Source organism: Mycobacterium pinniadriaticum, from assembly GCF_026242045.1.
Taxonomy (GTDB): Bacteria; Actinomycetota; Actinomycetes; order Mycobacteriales; family Mycobacteriaceae; genus Mycobacterium; species Mycobacterium pinniadriaticum.
The window spans coordinates 96,346-116,307 of sequence record NZ_JAPJDO010000005.1; the positions used below are offsets into that span (position 1 = coordinate 96,346).

General features: G+C 69.9%; 18 protein-coding genes. 12 read left to right on the top strand and 6 right to left on the bottom strand.

Going from position 1 to position 19,962, the window contains the following annotated elements; all coding sequences use genetic code 11:
• Nucleotides 1–18 precede the first annotated feature (18 nt).
• Nucleotides 19–1,263 carry a bifunctional phosphopantothenoylcysteine decarboxylase/phosphopantothenate--cysteine ligase CoaBC gene (gene coaBC / locus ORI27_RS08035; RefSeq protein ID WP_323055578.1) on the top strand — a complete coding sequence of 415 codons (1,245 nt, stop codon included), beginning with the start codon at nt 19–21 and terminating at the stop codon, nt 1,261–1,263.
• Nucleotides 1,264–1,399: 136 nt separating this feature from the next.
• Nucleotides 1,400–2,611, top strand: coding sequence for a methionine adenosyltransferase (gene metK, locus ORI27_RS08040; protein WP_265996237.1), 1,212 nt, complete (start codon nt 1,400–1,402; stop codon nt 2,609–2,611).
• 211 nt (nt 2,612–2,822) lie between these two features.
• Here the strand turns inward: metK and ORI27_RS08045 are convergent, their stop codons facing one another.
• On the bottom strand, nt 2,823–3,212 hold the full coding sequence (locus tag ORI27_RS08045) for a hemophore-related protein (protein WP_265996236.1): 390 nt from the start codon (nt 3,210–3,212) through the stop codon (nt 2,823–2,825).
• A gap of 95 nt (nt 3,213–3,307) precedes the next feature.
• The gene (locus ORI27_RS08050; RefSeq protein WP_265996235.1) at nt 3,308–4,249 is read right to left on the bottom strand and encodes an alpha/beta hydrolase; all 942 of its coding nucleotides are present in this window, start codon (nt 4,247–4,249) and stop codon (nt 3,308–3,310) included.
• On the opposite strand from ORI27_RS08050, the gene ORI27_RS08055 reads away from it, so the two are divergent.
• Genes ORI27_RS08055 through ribD form a run of 8 tightly spaced genes read left to right on the top strand, consistent with a single transcriptional unit; the run spans nt 4,215 to nt 13,491 of the window.
• Nucleotides 4,215–4,946 carry a lysoplasmalogenase gene (locus ORI27_RS08055; RefSeq protein WP_265996234.1) on the top strand — a complete coding sequence of 244 codons (732 nt, stop codon included), beginning with the start codon at nt 4,215–4,217 and terminating at the stop codon, nt 4,944–4,946. The genes ORI27_RS08050 and ORI27_RS08055 overlap by 35 nt on opposite strands.
• Nucleotides 4,947–4,979: 33 nt before the next feature.
• Nucleotides 4,980–6,977, top strand: a complete 1,998-nt coding sequence (locus tag ORI27_RS08060; RefSeq protein WP_265996233.1) for a primosomal protein N' — start codon at nt 4,980–4,982, stop codon at nt 6,975–6,977.
• 50 nt (nt 6,978–7,027) lie between these two features.
• Complete coding sequence (locus tag ORI27_RS08065; protein WP_265996232.1) at nt 7,028–8,839, top strand: DUF2207 domain-containing protein; 1,812 nt, start codon at nt 7,028–7,030, stop codon at nt 8,837–8,839.
• A complete protein-coding gene (locus ORI27_RS08070) occupies nt 8,833–9,369 on the top strand; it encodes a LemA family protein (RefSeq protein WP_265996231.1) in 537 nt (178 codons plus the stop codon). The genes ORI27_RS08065 and ORI27_RS08070 overlap by 7 nt, the downstream gene beginning before the upstream one ends.
• Before the next feature lie 4 nt (nt 9,370–9,373).
• On the top strand, nt 9,374–10,303 hold the full coding sequence (gene fmt, locus ORI27_RS08075; RefSeq protein ID WP_265996230.1) for a methionyl-tRNA formyltransferase: 930 nt from the start codon (nt 9,374–9,376) through the stop codon (nt 10,301–10,303).
• Complete coding sequence (locus ORI27_RS08080) at nt 10,300–11,778, top strand: RsmB/NOP family class I SAM-dependent RNA methyltransferase (protein ID WP_265996229.1); 1,479 nt, start codon at nt 10,300–10,302, stop codon at nt 11,776–11,778. The genes fmt and ORI27_RS08080 overlap by 4 nt, the downstream gene beginning before the upstream one ends.
• A gap of 10 nt (nt 11,779–11,788) precedes the next feature.
• Nucleotides 11,789–12,475 carry a ribulose-phosphate 3-epimerase gene (rpe, locus tag ORI27_RS08085; RefSeq protein WP_407666248.1) on the top strand — a complete coding sequence of 229 codons (687 nt, stop codon included), beginning with the start codon at nt 11,789–11,791 and terminating at the stop codon, nt 12,473–12,475.
• Nucleotides 12,472–13,491, top strand: coding sequence for a bifunctional diaminohydroxyphosphoribosylaminopyrimidine deaminase/5-amino-6-(5-phosphoribosylamino)uracil reductase RibD (gene ribD, locus ORI27_RS08090; protein WP_265996227.1), 1,020 nt, complete (start codon nt 12,472–12,474; stop codon nt 13,489–13,491). The genes rpe and ribD overlap by 4 nt, the downstream gene beginning before the upstream one ends.
• A gap of 3 nt (nt 13,492–13,494) precedes the next feature.
• On the opposite strand, the gene ORI27_RS08095 is transcribed toward ribD, so the two are convergent.
• Complete coding sequence (locus ORI27_RS08095; protein ID WP_265996226.1) at nt 13,495–14,484, bottom strand: ABC transporter ATP-binding protein; 990 nt, start codon at nt 14,482–14,484, stop codon at nt 13,495–13,497.
• A gap of 1 nt (nt 14,485) precedes the next feature.
• Nucleotides 14,486–15,535, bottom strand: coding sequence for an ABC transporter permease (locus tag ORI27_RS08100; protein WP_265996225.1), 1,050 nt, complete (start codon nt 15,533–15,535; stop codon nt 14,486–14,488).
• 124 nt (nt 15,536–15,659) lie between these two features.
• On the opposite strand from ORI27_RS08100, the gene lysA reads away from it, so the two are divergent.
• On the top strand, nt 15,660–16,934 hold the full coding sequence (lysA, locus tag ORI27_RS08105) for a diaminopimelate decarboxylase (RefSeq protein WP_265996224.1): 1,275 nt from the start codon (nt 15,660–15,662) through the stop codon (nt 16,932–16,934).
• Here lysA and ORI27_RS08110 read toward each other — a convergent pair.
• Complete coding sequence (locus tag ORI27_RS08110; RefSeq protein ID WP_265996222.1) at nt 16,914–18,479, bottom strand: MFS transporter; 1,566 nt, start codon at nt 18,477–18,479, stop codon at nt 16,914–16,916. The two genes, lysA and ORI27_RS08110, sit on opposite strands and share 21 nt — an antisense overlap.
• A gap of 11 nt (nt 18,480–18,490) precedes the next feature.
• Nucleotides 18,491–19,189 (bottom strand): LppX_LprAFG lipoprotein, encoded by a 699-nt coding sequence (locus tag ORI27_RS08115; protein WP_265996220.1) that lies wholly within the window; start codon nt 19,187–19,189, stop codon nt 18,491–18,493.
• A gap of 130 nt (nt 19,190–19,319) precedes the next feature.
• On the opposite strand from ORI27_RS08115, the gene ORI27_RS08120 reads away from it, so the two are divergent.
• Entirely contained in the window at nt 19,320–19,934 is a 615-nt protein-coding gene (locus tag ORI27_RS08120; protein ID WP_265996219.1) for a riboflavin synthase, read from the top strand.
• The last annotated feature ends 28 nt before the right edge of the window (nt 19,935–19,962 follow it).

The window sequence follows — 19,962 nt, forward strand, 5'->3', positions numbered from 1 at the left end:
ACCAGGTCGGGCTAGTTGATGAACCGCAAGCGGATCGTCGTCGGCGTCGCCGGAGGCATCGCCGCCTACAAGGCGTGCTCGGTGGTCCGCCAGCTGTCCGAGGCCGGGCACGACGTCCGCGTCGTCCCCACCGAGTCGGCATTGCGGTTCGTCGGTGCCGCGACATTTGAGGCACTGTCCGGGCACCCGGTCCGTACCGGCGTCTTCGAAGACGTCGACGAGGTTCCACACGTCCGGCTCGGGCAGGAAGCCGACCTCGTCATCGTCGCGCCGGCCACGGCCGATCTGTTGGCCCGTGCCGTCGCCGGCCGGGCCGACGACCTGCTGACCGCCACCCTGCTCACGGCTCGCTGCCCGGTGCTCTTCGCGCCGGCCATGCACACCGAGATGTGGTCTCACCCGGCCACCGCCGACAACGTCGCGACGTTGCGTGCCCGGGGGGCGGTCGTCCTGGAACCCGCCTCCGGACGGCTCACCGGTTCCGACACCGGCCCGGGCCGGCTGCCCGAGCCGGAGGAGATCACCACCTTCGCCGAACTGCTGCTGGCCCGATCAGACGCGCTGCCCTACGACCTGAGCGGTGTCAAGCTGCTGGTCAGCGCGGGCGGCACCAGGGAGGCGATCGACCCGGTCCGTTTCATCGGCAACCGCAGCTCCGGTAAACAGGGCTACGCCGTGGCCAGAGTGGCCGCTCAGCGCGGCGCCGAGGTCACCCTGATCGCCGGCAACACGGCCGGACTGGCCGATCCCGCCGGCGTGCACGTCCTGCACATCACCTCCGCGGCGCAGCTGCACGAAACGGTCACCAAACACGCGCCGGAGGCCCATGTGCTCGTCATGGCCGCCGCGGTGGCCGACTTCCGGCCCGCCCAGGTGGCCACCAGCAAGATCAAGAAGAAGCCCGACGTGGTGGATGCGCCGGCGATCGAATTGGTGCGCACCGAGGACGTGCTGGCCGGGGCGGTGCGCCTGCGGACCGACGGGGAGCTGCCGAACATGCGGGCCATCGTCGGCTTCGCCGCCGAGACCGGTGACGCCAGCGGTGACGTGCTGTTCCACGCCCGGTCCAAACTGGCCCGCAAGGGCTGCGATCTGCTCGTGGTCAACGCGGTCGGGGAGGGCCGTGCATTCGAGGTGGACAGCAACGACGGCTGGCTGTTGGGCGCCGACGGCACCGAAGCCGCACTGGAGCACGGGTCGAAGACGCTGATGGCAAGCCGTATCGTGGACGCGATCGCGACGCTGCTGCGGCGGCAGGGCTAGCGGGTCGGTCGGCATTTACCCAAAAACTGCGCAGAAGGCTGGTGGGGGACGTACCGTCCCGGTTTGGTCTGTCAGGTCGAAGTTATGATTCGCTGAACTAATTTCTTGGAAGGGCTGCCGTGGAAGGGATGACGCTGTGAGCGATAAGGGTCGGCTGTTTACCAGTGAGTCGGTAACCGAGGGGCACCCCGACAAGATCTGTGACGCCATCAGCGACTCGGTGCTCGACGCACTGCTGGCGCAGGACCCCAAGTCCCGCGTTGCGGTGGAGACGGCGGTCACGACCGGCCAGGTGCACGTCATCGGCGAAGTCACCACCAATGCCAAGGAAGCGTTCGCCGATATCCCGCTGATCGTCCGTGACCGGATCAAGGAGATCGGCTACGACTCGTCGATCAAGGGCTTCGACTACGAGACCTGTGGTGTGAACATCGGTATCGGCGCCCAGTCGCCCGATATCGCCCAGGGCGTCGACACCGCCCATGAGACCCGCGTCGAGGGTGCCGCCGATCCGCTCGACCTGCAGGGCGCCGGCGACCAGGGATTGATGTTCGGCTATGCCATCGGCGATACGCCCGAGCTGATGCCGCTGCCGATCGCGTTGGCGCACCGGCTTTCTCGTCAGCTCACGAAGGTCCGCAAGGACGGTGTGCTGGACTACCTGCGCCCGGACGGCAAGACCCAGGTGACGATCGAGTACAAGGACAACACACCGGTCCGGCTGGACACCGTGGTGCTCTCGACGCAGCACGCCGAGGGGATCGACCTGGACAAGCAGCTGGCCCCCGACATCCGTGAGAAGGTCGTGAACGCCGTGCTCGCCGAGTTGGCGCACGACACCATGGACATCTCGGACTTCCGGCTGCTGGTCAATCCCACCGGGAAGTTCGTCGTCGGCGGGCCGATGGGCGACGCCGGTCTGACCGGTCGGAAGATCATCGTCGACACCTACGGCGGATGGGCCCGCCACGGCGGCGGTGCGTTCTCCGGCAAGGACCCGTCGAAGGTGGACCGCTCGGCCGCCTACGCCATGCGCTGGGTGGCCAAGAACGTGGTCGCCGCAGGGCTGGCCCAGCGAGTCGAGGTGCAGGTGGCCTACGCGATCGGCAAGGCCGCGCCGGTGGGTCTGTTCGTCGAGACGTTCGGCACCGAGACCGTCGACCCGGCGCGGATCGAAAAGGCGATCACCGCGGTGTTCGACCTGCGCCCAGGCGCGATCGTCCGCGACCTGAACCTGCTGCAGCCGATCTACGCCCAGACCGCCGCGTACGGCCACTTCGGCCGCACCGACATCGACCTGCCCTGGGAGCGGCTGGACAAGGTCGACGACCTCAAGAACTCCGTCTAGTTCTCGTCGAGATCGACGTTGTGCAGGCTTCGTCTCGCACTTTGCCTGCCAAATGTCGGTTTGGGGGAGAAGGTGAAGCATCAGACCGTCGACGAGGTGTCAAAACGGCTCGGCTACACCGACACCTCGACGTTCTGCCACGCGTTCGGCGTAGGTACGGCACGACGCCCAGCCCGTATGCGGCGCGCCGGGCGACGCCCGACCTACCCGGCTAGCCGACGAACTGGTCGAACGCCCACTGGTACTGGGGCGGGATGACCGTCACGCCGCACTGCTTCTGCAGCGTGCCCAGCGGGGCGAGGAGCGCGGTGAACTCCTGGTACTCCTGCGGGTTGGCCTGCGCGTAGGCCTGCAGGGTCGCGGCGGCCTGCGCGCGCGGCTGCAGGGCCGCGGTCATCAGCATCTTCTGGCCGTCCGGATGGGTGTTCAGATAGGTCTGAAGTTGTCCCTGCGAGCTCGCGACCTGGGCATCGACAGCCGGCTTGCTGCAGTCGGGTGCGGCCGAGGCCATCGGGGCGGCGATGACAGCCGACGCGAGGCCGGCGGCGATGACACCGAAGCAGATGCCGAGTGTGCGCCGGGTTCCGGCAGCTTCGTTCATGGGGTAGATCCTCCCGATCATGGCGATTGTTGCCATTGTGGCCTGTCCGGACGGTCCCGACAAGGTTTGCTGCTAGCGGTGGTGTGTTCAGCCGCTCAGGCGTGCAACGCTGCGCGCAGAGCGGCCAATCCGCGTTCGGTCGCCTCGGTGGCGGCCGGAACGACCCCGGCGTAACCGAGGTAGCCATGCACCAATGTGTCGGCCTGATGTAGGTCCACCGTTACACCGGCGCCCGCCAGCAGCTCCGCGTAGCGGGCACCGTCGTCGCGCAGCGGGTCGTGGCCGGCGACGGCAATGTAGGCGGGCGGCAGGCCGGCCAGGTCGGCCGCCCGGCCCGGAGCCAGGCTGGCCGGCGGGTCGGACAGGTCGAGGTGGCCGGCATACCAGCGGGTGAAGGCGATGATGGCCGCGTTGTCCAACACCGGCGCCTCGGCATTCTCGGCGAAGGACGGCAGCGAGGTGTCCCACATCGTGGACGGGTACCAGAGGAGCTGGAAGGCGATCGGTGGACCGTCGTCATCCCGGGCTAGCTGTGCCACCACGGCCGCCAGCGTGCCGCCGGCCGAGTCGCCGGCGACCGCCAGGCGCGAGCCGTCCGCGCCGAACCGGTCGGCCTGGGCGGCCACCCAGCGGGTCGCCGCCCAGGCGTCGTCGACGGCGGCGGGATAGGGGTGCTCGGGGGCCAGCCGGTAGTCGACCGAGACGACCACGCTGCCCGCGCCGACCGCATGCTGGCGGGCCGTCCCGTCGTGGGTGTCCAGGTCGCCGACGGCGAAGCCGCCGCCGTGGAAGTACATCGTCACCGGAGGCCGCTGCGCGGCCTCGTCGGGCCAGTACACCCGCACCGGGATCGGGCCGCCGGGGCCGTCGATGTGGTGGTTTTCCACCCGCAGGCCGGGATGGACGGGGCGGCGCGGCAGGTCGCGCAGCCGTCGGCGCGCCTCGTCGATTCCGCCGTCGACGGTCAGTTGGAACGGCACTGCTTCCAGTACCTTCTGCAGGATGGCATCCACCGGCGGTCGGTCCAAGCTGGGCATCAGCCCACCGTACGTACGCACCCCGACAAGGTGGTGGCTAGCCGGTGCGGCGGCGGCGATCGGCTACGGCATCTTCTTGGTAGTAGCCGCGCTGGGTCTGCCCGACAACGCCGAACTCACCGGCCGGTTCACCGGCCAGCCCGCCGTCAAGGCCCTGATGGCCGTGCTGTTGGCGGTGGCGGCGCTGGGCCACCCGATCGTTCGGGAGCGGCGCTGGCTGGTCGCGGCACTGCTGTTCTCGGCCGGTGGCGACTTCTTCCTGGCGATGCCGTGGTGGCAGCCGTCGTTCGTGCTCGGGCTGGGCTCGTTTCTGGTAACCCATCTCTGCTATCTGGGCGCGCTGCTGCCGCTGCGGGGTTCCAGCCGGCCCCGCCTGGCCGCCTCGGCGGTCGTGCTGGTCGCCTGCGTGGGTTTGCTGGTGTGGTTCTGGCCGCGCCTGGTGGCCGACGGCTTGACCATCCCGGTCACCGTTTACATCGCGGTGCTGGGCGCCATGGTGTGTGCCGCGCTGCTCGCCCGCCTGCCCACCCCGTGGACGGCCCTGGGCGCGGTGTGTTTCGCGGTCTCCGACGGCATGATCGGCATCGGCCGCTTCATCCTGGACTCCCCGGCACTGGAGGTGCCGATCTGGTGGGTCTACGCCACCTCGCAGGTGCTGATCACCGCCGGGTTCTTTTTCGGCCGGGCCGTCGACTGAGATCGGCGTCGGCGCCGTCGATAGTCTTCGACGATGCCGATCCGGCGTGCCGCCGAGCACGAACCCGTCGCCCGGGTGCTGCCGATGCTGTCGGTTCCGCACCTGGACCGCGAGTTCGACTACCTGGTGTCGGCAGAACAGTCCGACGACGCCCAGCCCGGGGTGCGGGTCCGGGTGCGGTTCCACGGCCGGCTCGTCGACGCATTCCTGCTCGAAAGGCGTTCCGACACAGACCATGTCGGTCAGCTGGGCTGGCTGGACCGGGTGATCTCGGCTGAGCCGGTGCTCACCGGAGAGGTCCGCCGCCTGGTCGACGCGGTGGCGGCCCGCTATGCCGGTACCCGCCCCGACGTGCTGCGGCTGGCCATCCCGCCGCGGCACGCCCGGGCGGAGAAGGCCCAGGCCGACCCCCCGCTGCTGCCGGTCGTCGAACCGGTCGACCCGGCCGGCTGGGCCCGCTACAGCGGCGGTGAGGGGTTCCTGGCGGCGCTGCGCGACGGCCGGGCCGCCCGCGCGGTATGGCAGGCGCTGCCCGGCGAACACTGGTGCGACCGCGTCGCCGAAGCCGCCGCGGCCGCCGTCGGCGGCGGCTACGGGGTGCTGGCCGTGGTTCCCGACCAGCGCGATATCGACGCGCTCTGGCAGGCGGCCATCGCCCGCATCGACCCCGCGGCGGTGATCGCCCTGTCGGCCGGACTCGGGCCCTCCGCCCGCTATCGCCGCTGGCTGGCGGCGCTGCGCGGGCAGGTCCGGTTGGTGATCGGCACCCGCAGCGCGGTGTTCGCGCCCGTCGACCGGCTGGGCCTGGTGATCGTCTGGGACGACGGGGACGACAGCCTCGCCGAACCCCGCGCGCCCTACCCGCATGCCCGCGAGGTGGCGATGCTGCGGGCCCACCAGCTGCGCTGCGCCGCGCTGATCGGCGGCTACGCCCGCACCGCCGAGGCGCACGCGCTGGTGCACAGCGGCTGGGCGCACGACCTGGTGGCGCCCCGACCGCAGGTGCGGGCTGCCGCGCCGCGGGTGGTCGCCCTCGACGACGCCGGCTACGCCGAGGAACGGGATCCCGCGGCCCGCTCGGCCCGGCTGCCTTCCCTGGCGCTGCGCGCCGCCCGCGGCGCCCTCGAGGCAGAGGCGCCCGTACTGATCCAGGTGCCGCGGCGGGGCTACGTGCCATCGGTCGCGTGCGCCCGCTGCCGCACGATCGCCCGCTGCCGGCACTGCATGGGCCCGCTGTCGTTGTCCGAGCGGGACGCTGCCGGCGCTATGTGCCGCTGGTGTGGCCGGCTCGACACGGCGCTGCGGTGCCGGCGGTGCGGCTCCGATGCGATCCGCGCGGTGGTGGTGGGGGCCCGCCGCACCGCTGAGGAGATGGGACGGGCTTTCCCGGGGACGGCGGTCATCACCTCGGCCGGTGATGCGGTGCACACTGAGATCGAGCCCGGCCCGGCCCTCGTCGTCGCGACCCCCGGCGCGGAACCGAGGGTGCCGGGCGGGTATGGCGCCGCGCTGCTGCTGGACAGCTGGGCGCTGTTGGGCCGGCAGGATCTGCGGGCCGCCGAGGACACCCTGCGGCGCTGGATGGCGGCCGCGGCGCTGGTGCGGTCCCGCGGCGACGGCGGCGTCGTGGCGGTGGTCGCCGAATCGGCCATCCCGACCGTGCAGGCGCTGATCAAGTGGGATCCCGTCGGCCATGCCGAGGCCGAATTGGCGGGCCGCGCCGAAGTCGGCCTGCCGCCGAGCGTGCACATGGCCGCCGTCGACGGGGCCGCGGATGCGGTCGACGCGCTCCTCGAGCACGCCGAACTGCCCGAGGACGCCGATCGGCTGGGCCCCGTCGACCTGCCGCCGGGGGTGCGCCGCCCGCCCGCGACCCGTCCCGGCGAGCCGGTCATCCGGATGCTGGTGCGGGTCCGCAAGGACGAGGGTCTGGCGCTGGCGGCGTCGCTGCGGCACGCGATCGCGATCGCCAGCGCCCGCCACGACCACGAGGCAGTTCGGGTACAGATTGATCCGTTGCACATAGGGTGAGACCCGGCGAAATGGGCAGGCGTGAACCCGACCGTCTGACAGGGGGCGACATGAAGTGGACCGGACGGGCGATCAGACGGTCGATTCTGCTGCTGCTGATCGCCTTCGGATTGTTGTGGCCGCTGGTGCTCACCGGTTCCTCGCAGGGCGGCCCGGTATCGGACCCGGTCGTCATCACCGACTACCACGCCGATTTCGTCGTCGACCGAGACGGCCGGATGGACGCCACCGAGATCATCACCGGCGACTTCCCCGGCGGCCGGCACGGAATCTTCCGGTACTGGGATGTCGCCAACCTCAACGACGCGCATGTCCGCCAGGCACCTCGGGTGACCGAGATCCTCCTCGACGACCGCCCGGTGCCCTACAAGCTGTACTGGGAGAGCGGAGAGCGCTTCCTGGTTGCCAAGATCGGCGATCCCAACCGCTACCTGGACTACGGCACCCACGTCTTCCGGATCCGTTACACCATCGACGGCGTCCTCGATCCGGGTGGCACCGGCGCCGACAAGGAGTTCGCGTCGTCGACCGGTGACCCGTCGGCGCAGTCGGCGTTCTTCTGGAATGTCATCGCCCCGGCGTGGAACAACGAGATCGACCATGCGGACATCGCTATCACGTTGCCCGGCGGTGTCACCGGGGCGCAGTGCTCGGTCGGCTACGGCGTCGGTCGCGCCTGCGACGACCTGACCGTCAGCGGCGACCAGGTCCACCTGTCGGCGTCCAACCTGGGTCCGCGCACGCCCGTCACGGTGCGGGCGGGTGTCGACGTGCCGACCCCGCCGCGCGCTACGTTGCCGTGGTCCTACCGCTGGGACCGCATTCTGGGCCGGTCGCTGCCCGCCGCGCTGTGGCTGGTGGGAGTCAGCGTGGCGGCCGGTCTGGGTGCCTACCTGTGGTGGCGGACCACGGTCGAGCCCTCGCCCGGTTTCCCGCTGCAGTACGCACCTCCGCCGGGGCTGGGCCCGGTGCAGTGCGAATACATCCGCACCGAGAAAGTGCCGGCCCACGGGCTGACGGCGACGCTGTTCCATCTGGCTGAACGAAAGCTGATCGATCTGCACCAGGTCAGCGAGAAGAAGTGGAAGATCACCGGCGCCGCCCCGTCGGCGGCCTGGGCCGACGCCGACCCGGTCAGCGTTGCCGTCGGCTCCGCCCTGAAGGTCATCGGACCCGATGCCAAGTTCGACGCGAACGGCAGCGTGTCGGCCGGCAAGAAGTTGTCGCGAGCCAAGGAGGATATGGACGCCGCGGTCAGGAACTGGGCGTTCGACGGATTCATGGTGAAGCGCCGCAATGAGCTGTGGCTGCGGCTCGCCAACGTCATCGCCCTGGTGCTGGCCGTCGGCGGATTCGTCGGCTGGTTCTTCCCGATCACCCTGTGGGGTTTGCCGTTCGTGGTGTTCTTCCTGTTCTCGACCAGGTCGTGGCGTCAAGGGGTAGGTAGCCGCCGCACCGCGGCCGGCCGCCAATTGTGGTCGCAGGCGGGCGGTTTCTACCGCATGTTGTCCACCGACTCTGCCGAATCCCGCTTCGACTTCGCCGCGCGCAAGGACCTCTACACCGCCTATATCCCGTTCGCCGTGGCCGGCGGGGTCGCCGCCCTCTGGGCGCACAAGTACCAGGCCACCACAGGCGACATCGCCCCGCAGCCCGACTGGTACCACTCCTCGTCTCCCACCGCCTGGCATGCTGCCAGCAGCGGAGGTGCTAGTTTCGACAGCTTCGAGTCGGCGTTGTCGTCGTCGATCGGTGCCTACACCGCCTCGCAGTCCTCGTCGTCCAGTAGCGGCGGAGGCGGCGGAGGCGGCGGAGGCGGGGGCGGCGGTGGAGGCGGAGGAGGAGGCGGCGGTTCATGGTGAGCTTCGTGCTGGTCGTGGTGCTGGTGCTCGCGGTCCTGGTGCTGATCGGTTTCGTGGTGGGCTACAACAGGGTTCGGGCCGCCGATGTCCGCGTCGACGAGGCGCTGGGTGGTATCGATGTCCAGCTCACCCGGCGGGCCGCCCTCATCCCGGGGCTGGTGCACACCGTGCAGACCTTCGCCGCCCACGAAAAGGCGATCCTGGACCACGTCGCCGACGCCCAGGCCGCACTTGCCGCCGCGACCGCGGGAAAGTCTGTGGCGCAGCGGACTTCGGCGGAGAAAGAGTTCGACACCGCGGTCGGTCAGGTGCTGGCGCTGGGCCAGACCTATCCGCAGCTGAACTCCTCGGCCAACTTCCTCAATCTGCAACAGAACCTGGCCGACACCGAGGACAAACTCGCCTTCGCGCGGCAGTACTACAACGACGCGGTCGCGACGGTGAACCGGTTGATCACCACGATCCCGACGATGTTCGTCGCCGGGATGGCCGGGGTGTCGCAGCGCGAGTTCTACCAGGTGCCAAAGTAGAAGTATGCGAATCATTTTCGCCGGTACACCCGAACCGGCACTGCCGTCACTGCAACGGCTGATCGACTCGCCTCGCCATGAGGTGATCGCGGTGCTCACCCGCCCGGACGCCGCCGCCGGACGCCGTGGCAAACCCGCACCCTCGCCTGTGGCGCGGCTGGCGGGGGAGGCCGGCATCCCGGTGCTGCGCCCGTCGCGGCCGAACAGCGGCGAATTCATCGCCGAATTGACCGAGCTGGCGCCGGAATGCTGCGCGGTGGTGGCCTACGGTGCGCTGCTGAGCGAGGCGCTGCTGGCAGTCCCGGTGCACGGCTGGATCAATCTGCATTTCTCGCTGCTGCCGGCCTGGCGGGGAGCGGCCCCGGTGCAGGCGGCGATCGCGGCGGGCGACACCGTCACGGGCGCAACGACGTTTCTTATCGAGCCCAGCCTGGATTCGGGGCCCGTCTACGGGGTGGTCACCGAAACGGTGCGGGCCACCGATACCTCGGGCGACCTGCTGGACCGGTTGGCGGTCTCGGGGGCGGCCCTGCTGGAGGCGACCCTGGACGGTATCGCTCAACGCACGCTGACCCCGGTGGCCCAGCCCGCCGACGGGATCAGCGTGGCGCCGAAGATCACCGTCGAACAGGCGCGTGTCTGCTGGGATCTACCCGCCCACGTCGTCGAGCGCCGGATCCGCGCGGTGACCCCCGGCCCCGGTGCCTGGACGATGATCGGTGACCTGCGGGTCAAGCTCGGCCCGGTCGCCGTCGACGAGGCCGGGGCGCCGATGCCGCCCGGGGTGATAGCGGTGGATCGCTCCGGGGTCAGGGTCGGCACCGGGTCACACCCGGTCGTGCTCGGCCAGGTGCAGCCGCCGGGTAAGAAGCTGATGAACGCAGCAGACTGGGCCCGCGGCGCGCGGCTCGACGGGACGGTCCGGGCATCATGAGCGATTCCGCCAAGGGAAACCCGCACAGGGGCAAGCGCTTTCAAGGATCGAGTCAGAAGCGCGACCGGACCGGCTCGCCGCCGGGCCGCGATCGCGCTCAGCAGCGTCCGCCGCGCCGTCCGCGGCGTACCCCGCTGGATCCGGCCCGCCAGGCCGCTTTCGATGTGCTGCGCGCGGTGTCGCAGCGGGACGCCTACGCCAACCTGGTGCTGCCCGCCATGCTGGCCGAGCGCGGAATCCACGGCCGTGACGCGGCATTCGCCACCGAACTGGCCTACGGCAGCTGCCGCACGATGGGTCTGCTCGACGCCGTGATCGCCGCCGCGGCCGGGCGTCCCGTCGAGCAGATCGACCCCGTGCTGCTGGACCTGCTGCGCCTGGGCGCCTATCAACTGCTGCGGACCAACGTCGCCGAACACGCCGCGGTGTCCACCACGGTCGAACAGGCCGGCATCGAATTCGACAGCGTCAGAGCCGGTTTCGTCAACGGTGTGCTGCGCACCATCGCCGGCCGCGACGAGGCATCCTGGGTAGGCGAGCTGGCCCCCGGGACGGCTGTCGACCCGGTGGGCCACCTGGCGTTCGTGCACGCGCACCCACGCTGGATCGCCCAGGCGTTCGCTGACGCGCTCGGCACCGATGCCGGGGAACTCGACGCCGCGTTGGCGGCAGACGACGCCCGCCCGGGCGTGCACCTTGCCGCGCGCCCCGGTGTGCTGACCGCGGCCGAGCTGGCCGCCGAGGTCGACGGGACGGTCGGGCGGTACTCGCCGTACGCGGTGTACCTCTCCGGCGGCGACCCTGGCCGGTTGGCGGCGGTGCGTGACGGTAACGCGCTGGTGCAGGACGAGGGCAGTCAGCTGGTGGCCCAGGCGCTGACACTGGCCCCGCTGGCCGGTGAGGACTCCGGACGCTGGCTGGACCTGTGCTCGGGACCGGGCGGCAAGACCGCGCTGATCGCCGCAATCGCCGCGCAGCGCGGTGGCAGCGTGACCGCGATCGAACCCGCGCCGCGCCGCGCCGACCTGGTCGAGCAGAACACCCGCGGCCTGCCCGTCGAGGTGCTGCGGGTCGACGGCCGGGAATCGTCGCTGACACCGGGCAGCTTCGACCGGGTGCTGGTGGACGCGCCGTGCACCGGGCTCGGGGCGCTGCGACGCAGGCCCGAGGCCCGCTGGCGGCGCGTCCCGGCCGATGTCCCGGTGCTGGCCAAGCTGCAGCGCGAACTGCTGGCCGCCGCGATCGCCCTGACCCGGCCCGGCGGCGTTGTGCTCTACGCCACCTGCTCGCCGCACCTGGCCGAGACCGTCGGCGTGGTCTCCGATGCGCTGCGCCGGTACCCGGTCACCGCGATCGACACCCGTCCGCTGTTCGCTCCGGCCGAACGCCTGGGTGACGGCCCGCACGTGCAGCTTTGGCCGCACCGGCAGGGCACCGACGCCATGTTCGCGGCTGCCTTGCAGAAGAATGCTTAGGCTTGCAGCCATGGCGACACCGTCCCGTCCGATGATCGCGCCGTCGATCCTGTCCGCCGATTTCGCGCGCCTGGCCGACGAGGCCGCCGCCGTCGAGGGCGCGGACTGGTTGCACGTCGACGTCATGGACGGCCACTTCGTGCCGAACCTGACCCTCGGCCTGCCGGTGGTGGAGAGCTTGTTGGCGGCCACCGACATCCCGATGGACTGCCATCTGATGATCGACGACCCGGACCGCTGGGCACCCGGGTACGCCGAGGCCGGGGCCTACAACGTCACGTTCCATGCCGAGGCGACCGACAACCCGGTCGCGGTGGCGCGCGACATCCGCGCCGCGGGCGCGAAGGCGGGCCTGTCGGTCAAACCCGGCACACCGCTGGAGCCGTACCTGGAGATCCTGCGCGACTTCGACACGCTGCTGGTCATGTCGGTCGAACCGGGCTTCGGCGGGCAGAGCTTCATCGCCGAGGTGTTGCCCAAGGTCGCGACAGCTCGCCGCCTGGTCGATTCCGGCGAGCTCACGATCTTGGTGGAGATCGACGGCGGGGTCAACGCCGACACCATCGAACTGGCCGCCGAGGCCGGGGTGGACTGCTTCGTGGCCGGTTCGGCCGTCTACGGCGCCCAGGACCCCGCGGCGGCGGTGGAGGCGCTGCGCCGGCAGGCGGCCGCCGCCTCGCGGCATCTGCGGTTATGACAGCACCCACCGCGGGTGAGGTCGAGGCCGCGATGCGGTTGGCCATCACGCAGGCGCAACAGGTAAAGGGCTCAACGTATCCGAATCCGCCTGTGGGAGCGGTCATTCTGAGCCAGGAGGGCGATGTCGTCGGTGTCGGCGGCACCCGGCCGACAGGTGGCCCGCACGCCGAGGTGATGGCGCTGCGCGAGGCCGGGGAGCGGGCCGCCGGTGGGATCGCCGTGGTCACCCTCGAGCCGTGCAATCACCACGGCCGCACCCCGCCGTGCGTCGATGCTCTGATCGAGGCCGACGTGGCCGGGGTGGTCTATGCCGTCGCCGACCCCAATCCGGTCGCCTCCGGCGGCGCCGACCGGCTGCGCGCGGCGGGCATCGCGGTGACGGCCGGGGTATGCGCCGAGGAGGTGTCGGGCGGCCCGCTGCGGGAATGGCTGCACAAGCAGCGCACCGGCCGGCCCCACGTGACGTGGAAGTTCGCCACCAGTGTCGACGGACGTAGCGCCGCCGCCGACGGGTCCTCGCAGTGGATCACCAGTGACGCCGCGCGTGCCGACCTGCACGTGCGCCGCGCGGTCGCCGACGCGATCGTGGTCGGCACCGGCACGGTCGACATCGACGACCCGACATTGACCGCCCGGCTACCCGGCGGGGGACTGGCCGACCGCCAGCCGCTGCGGGTGGTCGTCGGCATGCGCGAGATTTCCCCGGAAGCCAATGTGCTCAACGATGATTCGCGCACGATGGTGATCCGCACCCACGATCCGCACGAGGTGATCCGGGCGTTGTCGGATCGCACTGATGTGCTCGTCGAGGGAGGCCCGACGCTGGCGGGCGCCTTCCTGCGGGCCGGGGTGATCGACCGGATCCTGGCCTATGTCGGCCCGATCCTGCTCGGTGGCCCGGTCACCGCCGTCGACGACGTCGGCGTGCCCAGCATCGCGCGGGCACTGCGGTGGCAGTACGACGGCGTCGACCGGATCGGCCCCGACCTGTTGCTGAGCCTGATACCGGGCTAGCGGTTAATCCGCCAGTTCGTGGTGCTCGATGATCTCGCGAGAACCGGTGGCGCCCAGCTTCTCCCGGAACGCCTGCACCGTGTAGCCCACCACCGTCGCCGCGGTCAGCGCCCGCACCGTCGCCGAGCGCGGCAGGCCGAACACCGGACCCATCTCCCCGAAGTAGTCGCCCGGCCCGGCGACTTTCAGCACTTCTTCAGCGCCGCTGGACAATTCGCGGATCACCTCGACCTCGCCGTGGGACACCACATAGATGCAGTCGCCCATGGTGCCCTGCTCGAAGAGCACCTCGCCAGGTTGCAGGTCCACCGTCTCCGGTTCGTGCTCGGTGTAGGTCAGGTGCGGTATCAGTTCGACTACCCGGTCGGCCATCGGCAGCATCCGGGTGTCGTGCGTGGCGACCACCACCACCCGCTCCCCGGAGGCCAACTCGCGGATCAGTCGCAGCACCTCCTCCACCTGGATGTAGTCCAGGTGGGCGGTGGGTTCGTCGGCCAAAACCAGCGGCGGATCCAGCGCGATCGCCCGCGCGACCGCCACCCGCTGCTGCTGGCCGCCGCTGAGATCGCCGGGCCGGTGCCGCATCCGGTCGGCCAGCCCGACCCGGGTCAGCAGCTCCTCGGCCCGCTGCCGGGCCTCGTGCCGGGGCACCCGGGCCGCCCGCAGCGGCACCATCACGTTCTCCAGTGCGGTCAGGCTGGCCACCAGGTTGAATGCCTGGAACACGATGCCCACCGTGTTGCGGCGGTACGCGGAGAACTCGCGCTGATCGAGTTTCGTCAGATCGACGTCGCCGAATTCGATACGGCCGGCCGACGGGCTGAGGATGCCGCCCAGGCAGGACAGCAGCGTCGTTTTCCCGCAGCCGCTCGGGCCGAGCAGGATCGCCAGTGATCCGGCACTGACGTCGAGGCTGAGCCCGTCGATCGGGCGCACCGCGTACTCGCCGCGGGAGTACTCCACGACGAGGTCCTTGATCCGCAGGTCGGCCACGCTAGGGACCCCCGAACGCCAGCGCGGGGTCGACGGTGACCGCACGGCGAAGGCCCGCGACGCTGGCCAGCAGCCCGATCGCCACCGCCAGGATCGGCAACGCCACGAACGCCGCGGTCGGGATGTCCACCCGCATCGGGAACAGCGGGCCCAGCGCCACCGACAACGCCCCGCCGAGCACCGCGGCCAGGACGGCGACGATGATCGCCTGGACGGCCAGCCCACCGAGGATCGATCGCGCCGGTACCCCGACCGCCTTGAACACCGCGAAATCCCGTGTGCGTTCGATGGCCGAGACATAGATCATCGACCCGACGATCAACGCGGCGACCACCCACAACAGCCCCGCCATCAACGTCATCGCCCGGCGGGCGCCGTTGAGTGCGCGGGACAGATCCTCGATGGCCCCGGCTCGATCGACCGCGCGGAAGCCGTCGGGTATCGCCGTGGGAGCACCCCGCAGCCCGATCGAGGAGATGAGCCGCTGACCGGAGAACAACAACTGCTGGGCACCCTCGACCGTCAGGAACACATTGGGCTGGCCGGCCAACGCTGTCGAATCATCGACCATGCCAACGATATCCATTGTCCGCGAACCGATTTCAATCCGGTCACCGAGCGTCCTGCCCATCGTGCTGGACACCGCGATCTCGGTTGGCTCCGACGGAGGCCGGCCGGCCGACATCGCGGGCATGCCCGGCCCGCGTTGCGGCGCTCCGAACACGTTGACATTGCGGGCCGATCCGCGGTCGGGCATCGTGGCGCTGCCGTACACCAGGGGTACGGCGAGGGTGACACCGGGTAATCGAGCGATTTGCTGTATCGGGGTGGGCGGGAAGGGGGAGGAGCCCAGGAACGGGCCCGGTGCGCCGGATTTCACCAGATAGCCGTCGATGCCGAGGGCATCCACCGTGCGGGTGGCCTCAACCCGGAAACCGTTGGCCAACCCCGTCAGAACCAGGGTCATCGCGAAAACCAGTCCGGTACCGACGATCGCGATCACGAATCGTCGTTTGCGCCACTGCAGATCCCGCAACGCGGCGATCAGCATGCCCTACCCCGCATGGGGCGAGGTTACCGAGGCCGGGGCGCCCGCCGACGGCTTCCATCATTTTTCCCCGGAATGCCCGCAGGCCGGCGGGTAGCGGTCCCGCGGCTGGAGCAAGATAGTTCAGATGAGCCACCCCGACGTACTCGGCCTGTTCCCGCCCGGCTCCCGCATCGACGACGGAGTCCTCAGCGTCGGCGGCTGCCGGCTGGACGATCTCGCCGCCGAGTTCGGCACCCCGGTCATGGTGGTGGCCGAGGACGCCGTGCGACAGCGGGCCAACGACTACCTCGCCGCGTTCCGCGGCCGGTGGCCCCGCTCGGATGTGGCGTTCGCGTCGAAAGCCTTCCCGTGCACCGCTATCCAACGGCTGGCCGCGGAGGAGGGGTTGCTGCTCGATGTCGCCGGCGGGGGAGAGATCATCACCGCGCTGGCCGCCGGCGCGGACCCGGCCCGAATGCTGTTGCACGGCAACGCCAAGACCGACGAGGAGCTCGAACTGGCGGTCGGCAACGGCGTCGGGCTGATCGTCGTCGACAATTTCGACGATATCGACCGGCTGGAGCGCATCGTCGAACCCGGCACCAGGCAAGCCTGCCTGGTGCGGGTGGTGCCCGGTATCGAGGCCGACACCCACGCGGCGGTCGCCACCGGCCACGCCGGCTCGAAGTTCGGTCTACTGCCGGAGGACGCCCGGGTAGCCATCGAGAGGATCCGCCGAAGCAGGGTGCTGCGATGCGACGGCGTGCACACCCACGTCGGCTCCCAGCTGCTCGATGCCGAGCAGCTGGCCGCAGCCGTGGCGCCCGTCGCCGCGCTGGGCAGCTTCGACGTCTACGACTTCGGGGGCGGGCTCGGCGTCCGTTATACGTATGCCGATCAACCGCCCTCGGTGGACGCCTACGCCCAGGCCATGATCGACAAGGCCCGCGAACTGGTTCCCGCCGACGCCCGCATCATCGTCGAGCCCGGCCGATCCATGACCGCGGCCGCCGCGTGCACCGTGTACCGGGTCACCACCGTCAAGCGCGGGCTGATCACCCACGTTGCGGTCGACGGCGGAATGGGAGACAACCTGGAGGTGTCCCTGTACGGGCAGCGGTTCGAGGCCGCGCTCGTCGAGCGGGTGGGCGGCGGCGAGACCGTCACCGTTGTGGGCCGCCATTGCGAATCGGGCGACCAGCTGATCGACGGTGTACCCCTTGAGAATCCGGCCGTCGGGGATCTGCTGGCCGTGCCGGTCACCGGTGCGTATTGCTACACGATGTCCAACCAGTACAACGGCGCGCGCCGGATTCCGGTGGTGTTCGCCGCGGGCGGCGATGCCCGTCTGGTGGTGCGCCGGGATACCTGGGCGGATCTGCTCGCCCGCGACGTTCCGTTACCGGGTAGCGGTCAGTGAGTTCTCGGCTTCCGGCTCGTCTGCGTGTGCCTGCTTGCCGCCGATGAACAATGCCAGCGCGGCACCGACCAGACACACGATGACCGTGATGAAGAAGATGGAGCCGTACTGCATGGCGAAGGCGGTCCGATAGCGCTGCGCCTCCCCGGCGATCCTGGCGGCCAGGGTGTCGCCGCCCGGGCTGGGCAGGGTGGCCAGGATCTGGTTGAACCGGTACAGGCCCCAGGCGCTCAGCGCGGCGACGCCGATCAGCATGCCCGTCATCCGGGCCACGACCACCAGCGACGACGCGATGCCGTGGTGGGCCGATGGCACCACCCGCAGCGCGGCCGAGGTGAGCGGACCGATCACCAGGCCGAGTCCGAAACCGGCCAGCGCGAGGTCGGTGTCGATCACCGGCAGCGACACGAAGCCGAGATCGTGGCGTGCGCTCAGTACGTCGACGCCCCAGTGTGATACCAGCCAATAGGCGCCGGCCGAGATGAGCATGCCGACCACCGCGACGATCCGGTCCCCGATCCGGGTAGCGATCCAGCCGCCGATCAGGGCGCCGATCGGCAGCGCGATCAGGAAGTGCAGCAACAGGAATGCGGCCTGGGTCTGGTCCTTGCCCAGCACGCCCTGGCCGAACAGCTCGACGTTGACCAGAGTGACCATGAGTGCGGCCCCCGCGCACAGCGAGGTGCCCAGGGATGTCAGGAACGGCACGAACTGAATACCGGCGGGGTCGATCAGCCGGGTGCGAGAGAATTTCTCCCACACCACGAAGGCGATCGCCGCGACGATCGCGCCGACGACCAGCACAAGCCCGTGTGGCGGCAGGAGCTGCTTGCCGTCGGGGTTCGGGTTGTAGAGGCCGATCACGGCCAGGCCCAGGGCGATGGCGAGCAGGACGCCGCCGACCAGATCCACCTTCTCGGGATTCTTGGTGCGGTCGTGGGCGGGCAGGCTGAAGTGGATCATCACCATCGCGATGACGGTGAGCGGCACGTTGATCCAGAACACGTCCTGCCACTTGCCCAGCAGCAGCACCACCCCGATGCCGTACAGCGGGCCGAGCACGCTGCCCAGTTCCTGGGCCGCGCCGATACCGCCGAGCACCGCGGCCCGGCTGCGGGCCGCCCACAGGTCGGCGGCCAGCGCCAGGGTCACCGGAAGCAGGGCGCCGCTGGCGATGCCCTGGACGAGCCGTCCGATGATCAGCATGGTCACGTCGGTGGACAGTGCCGTCACGACCGAACCAACCGCGAAGGTGACCAGGGACAGCTGCAACACGAGTTTGCGGCCGAACCGGTCGGAGAACCGGCCCAATAGTGGCATGGCCGCGATGTAGCCCAGCAGATACCACGTGATGATCGGCGTGACCTGCTGAATCTTGTTGATCGGGATGCCGACGGTCGCCATGATGTCGGTCATGATCGTGACGACGACATAGGTGTCGAGCGCACCGAGCAGGACGGCCAGGCTACCGGCGCTGATCGCGACGCGGCGGCTGCGGCCCGTGTTCTGCGCCTGGTGGGCGGCGGCGTCGAGAGACTCAGGCATCAGCGGGGCCGTCAGACGGTGGGCTTGGTGACGGTGACCGGCTTATCCCACTCCGACAGCGTGATCTGGATGCTGCTTCCATTGCCCGTATCGGTCTTGGCCTGCACCAGCTGATGCGGATCGGCCTTCTGGATCCACACTGTGGCGGGCAGCGGGCTGGTCGCCTTGAGCGGAATCAGCTTGTTCATGGCATCAGCGCTCACATTGCCGGTGATCCGGACCGTGTCCACGCCGTTGATCGTCTCGGTGGCCTCCGACTTGGCATCGGTGATGCTGGCGAGCCAGTTGCCCAGCCCGCTCTCGGGATTGAGGACCACCGACGGGTCGTAGATATCCTTGGCCGGCCCCATGTCGAGCCAGCTGTTCGGCGTGAGCGCGGCGTACAGAGTGCCATCCAGCACCACCAGCTGGATATCGACATCCGAGCCGCCCATCGTGATCGTCGAGTCCCCGGACACCGCAACGGTGGGCACATTGGTCAGGTCGCCGGTGAGCTTCTTGACGGGCAGACCTTCGATCTTGCCGCTGACGGTGATGTCCAGATGGGCGCTCTTGAGGCCCTTGGTGACCTGGACGGACTGCTGCACCAGACCGGCCGCGTCCGGCAGCGGCTCGGCGGGCTTCGAAGAAGAGGAGCAACCGGCCACGAACAGGGTTGCTGTGGCGAAGAGGGCGACAAGGACGGCAAACATTCGGCGGCACGTCGGCATAGGTGCATCGTAGAGGGTCGGGCCGACTCAGCCTCATCCGCCGGGCCGGGATCGCCCGGTCTTGTGCCCCATGAACTGCAGTTTTAGTGGGTCTAAGCGAGTGTCGTCCGGCGGGGGCTAGATTGGGCGCGTGTTCACCGGAATCGTCGAGGAACTGGGTGAGGTCGTCGGCAAGGACGAACTGGCCGACTCCGCCCGATTCGTCATCCGCGGACCGGTCGTCACCGCTGACGCTCGCCACGGCGATTCGATCGCCGTCAACGGCGTCTGCCTGACTGTCGTCGAGGTCATGGCCGACGGGCAGTTCAGTGCTGACGTGATGGCCGAGACCCTCAACCGGTCCAGCCTGGCCGCCGTGGGCGTCGGCAGCGCGGTGAACCTCGAGCGTGCGGCGGCGGTCAACAGCCGACTCGGCGGGCATATCGTCCAGGGGCACGTCGACGGCACCGGGACGGTGGTGTCCCGCACCCCGTCCGAGCACTGGGAGGTCGTGCGGATCGCGCTGCCGCCGGAACTGTCGCGCTACGTCGTGGAGAAGGGGTCGATCACCGTCGACGGCATCTCGTTGACCGTCTCCGGGCTAGGCGGCGACTGGTTCGAGGTGTCGCTCATCCCGACGACGCTGGCACTGACCACGCTGGGCCGTGCCCCGGTCGGCGCGCCAGTGAACCTCGAAGTGGACGTCATCGCGAAATATGTCGAGCGGCTGCTCAGCAGTCGCGTGACTGACCGACACCCCGGCTGATCGCTTGATCAGGCAGATGCATTTGCTG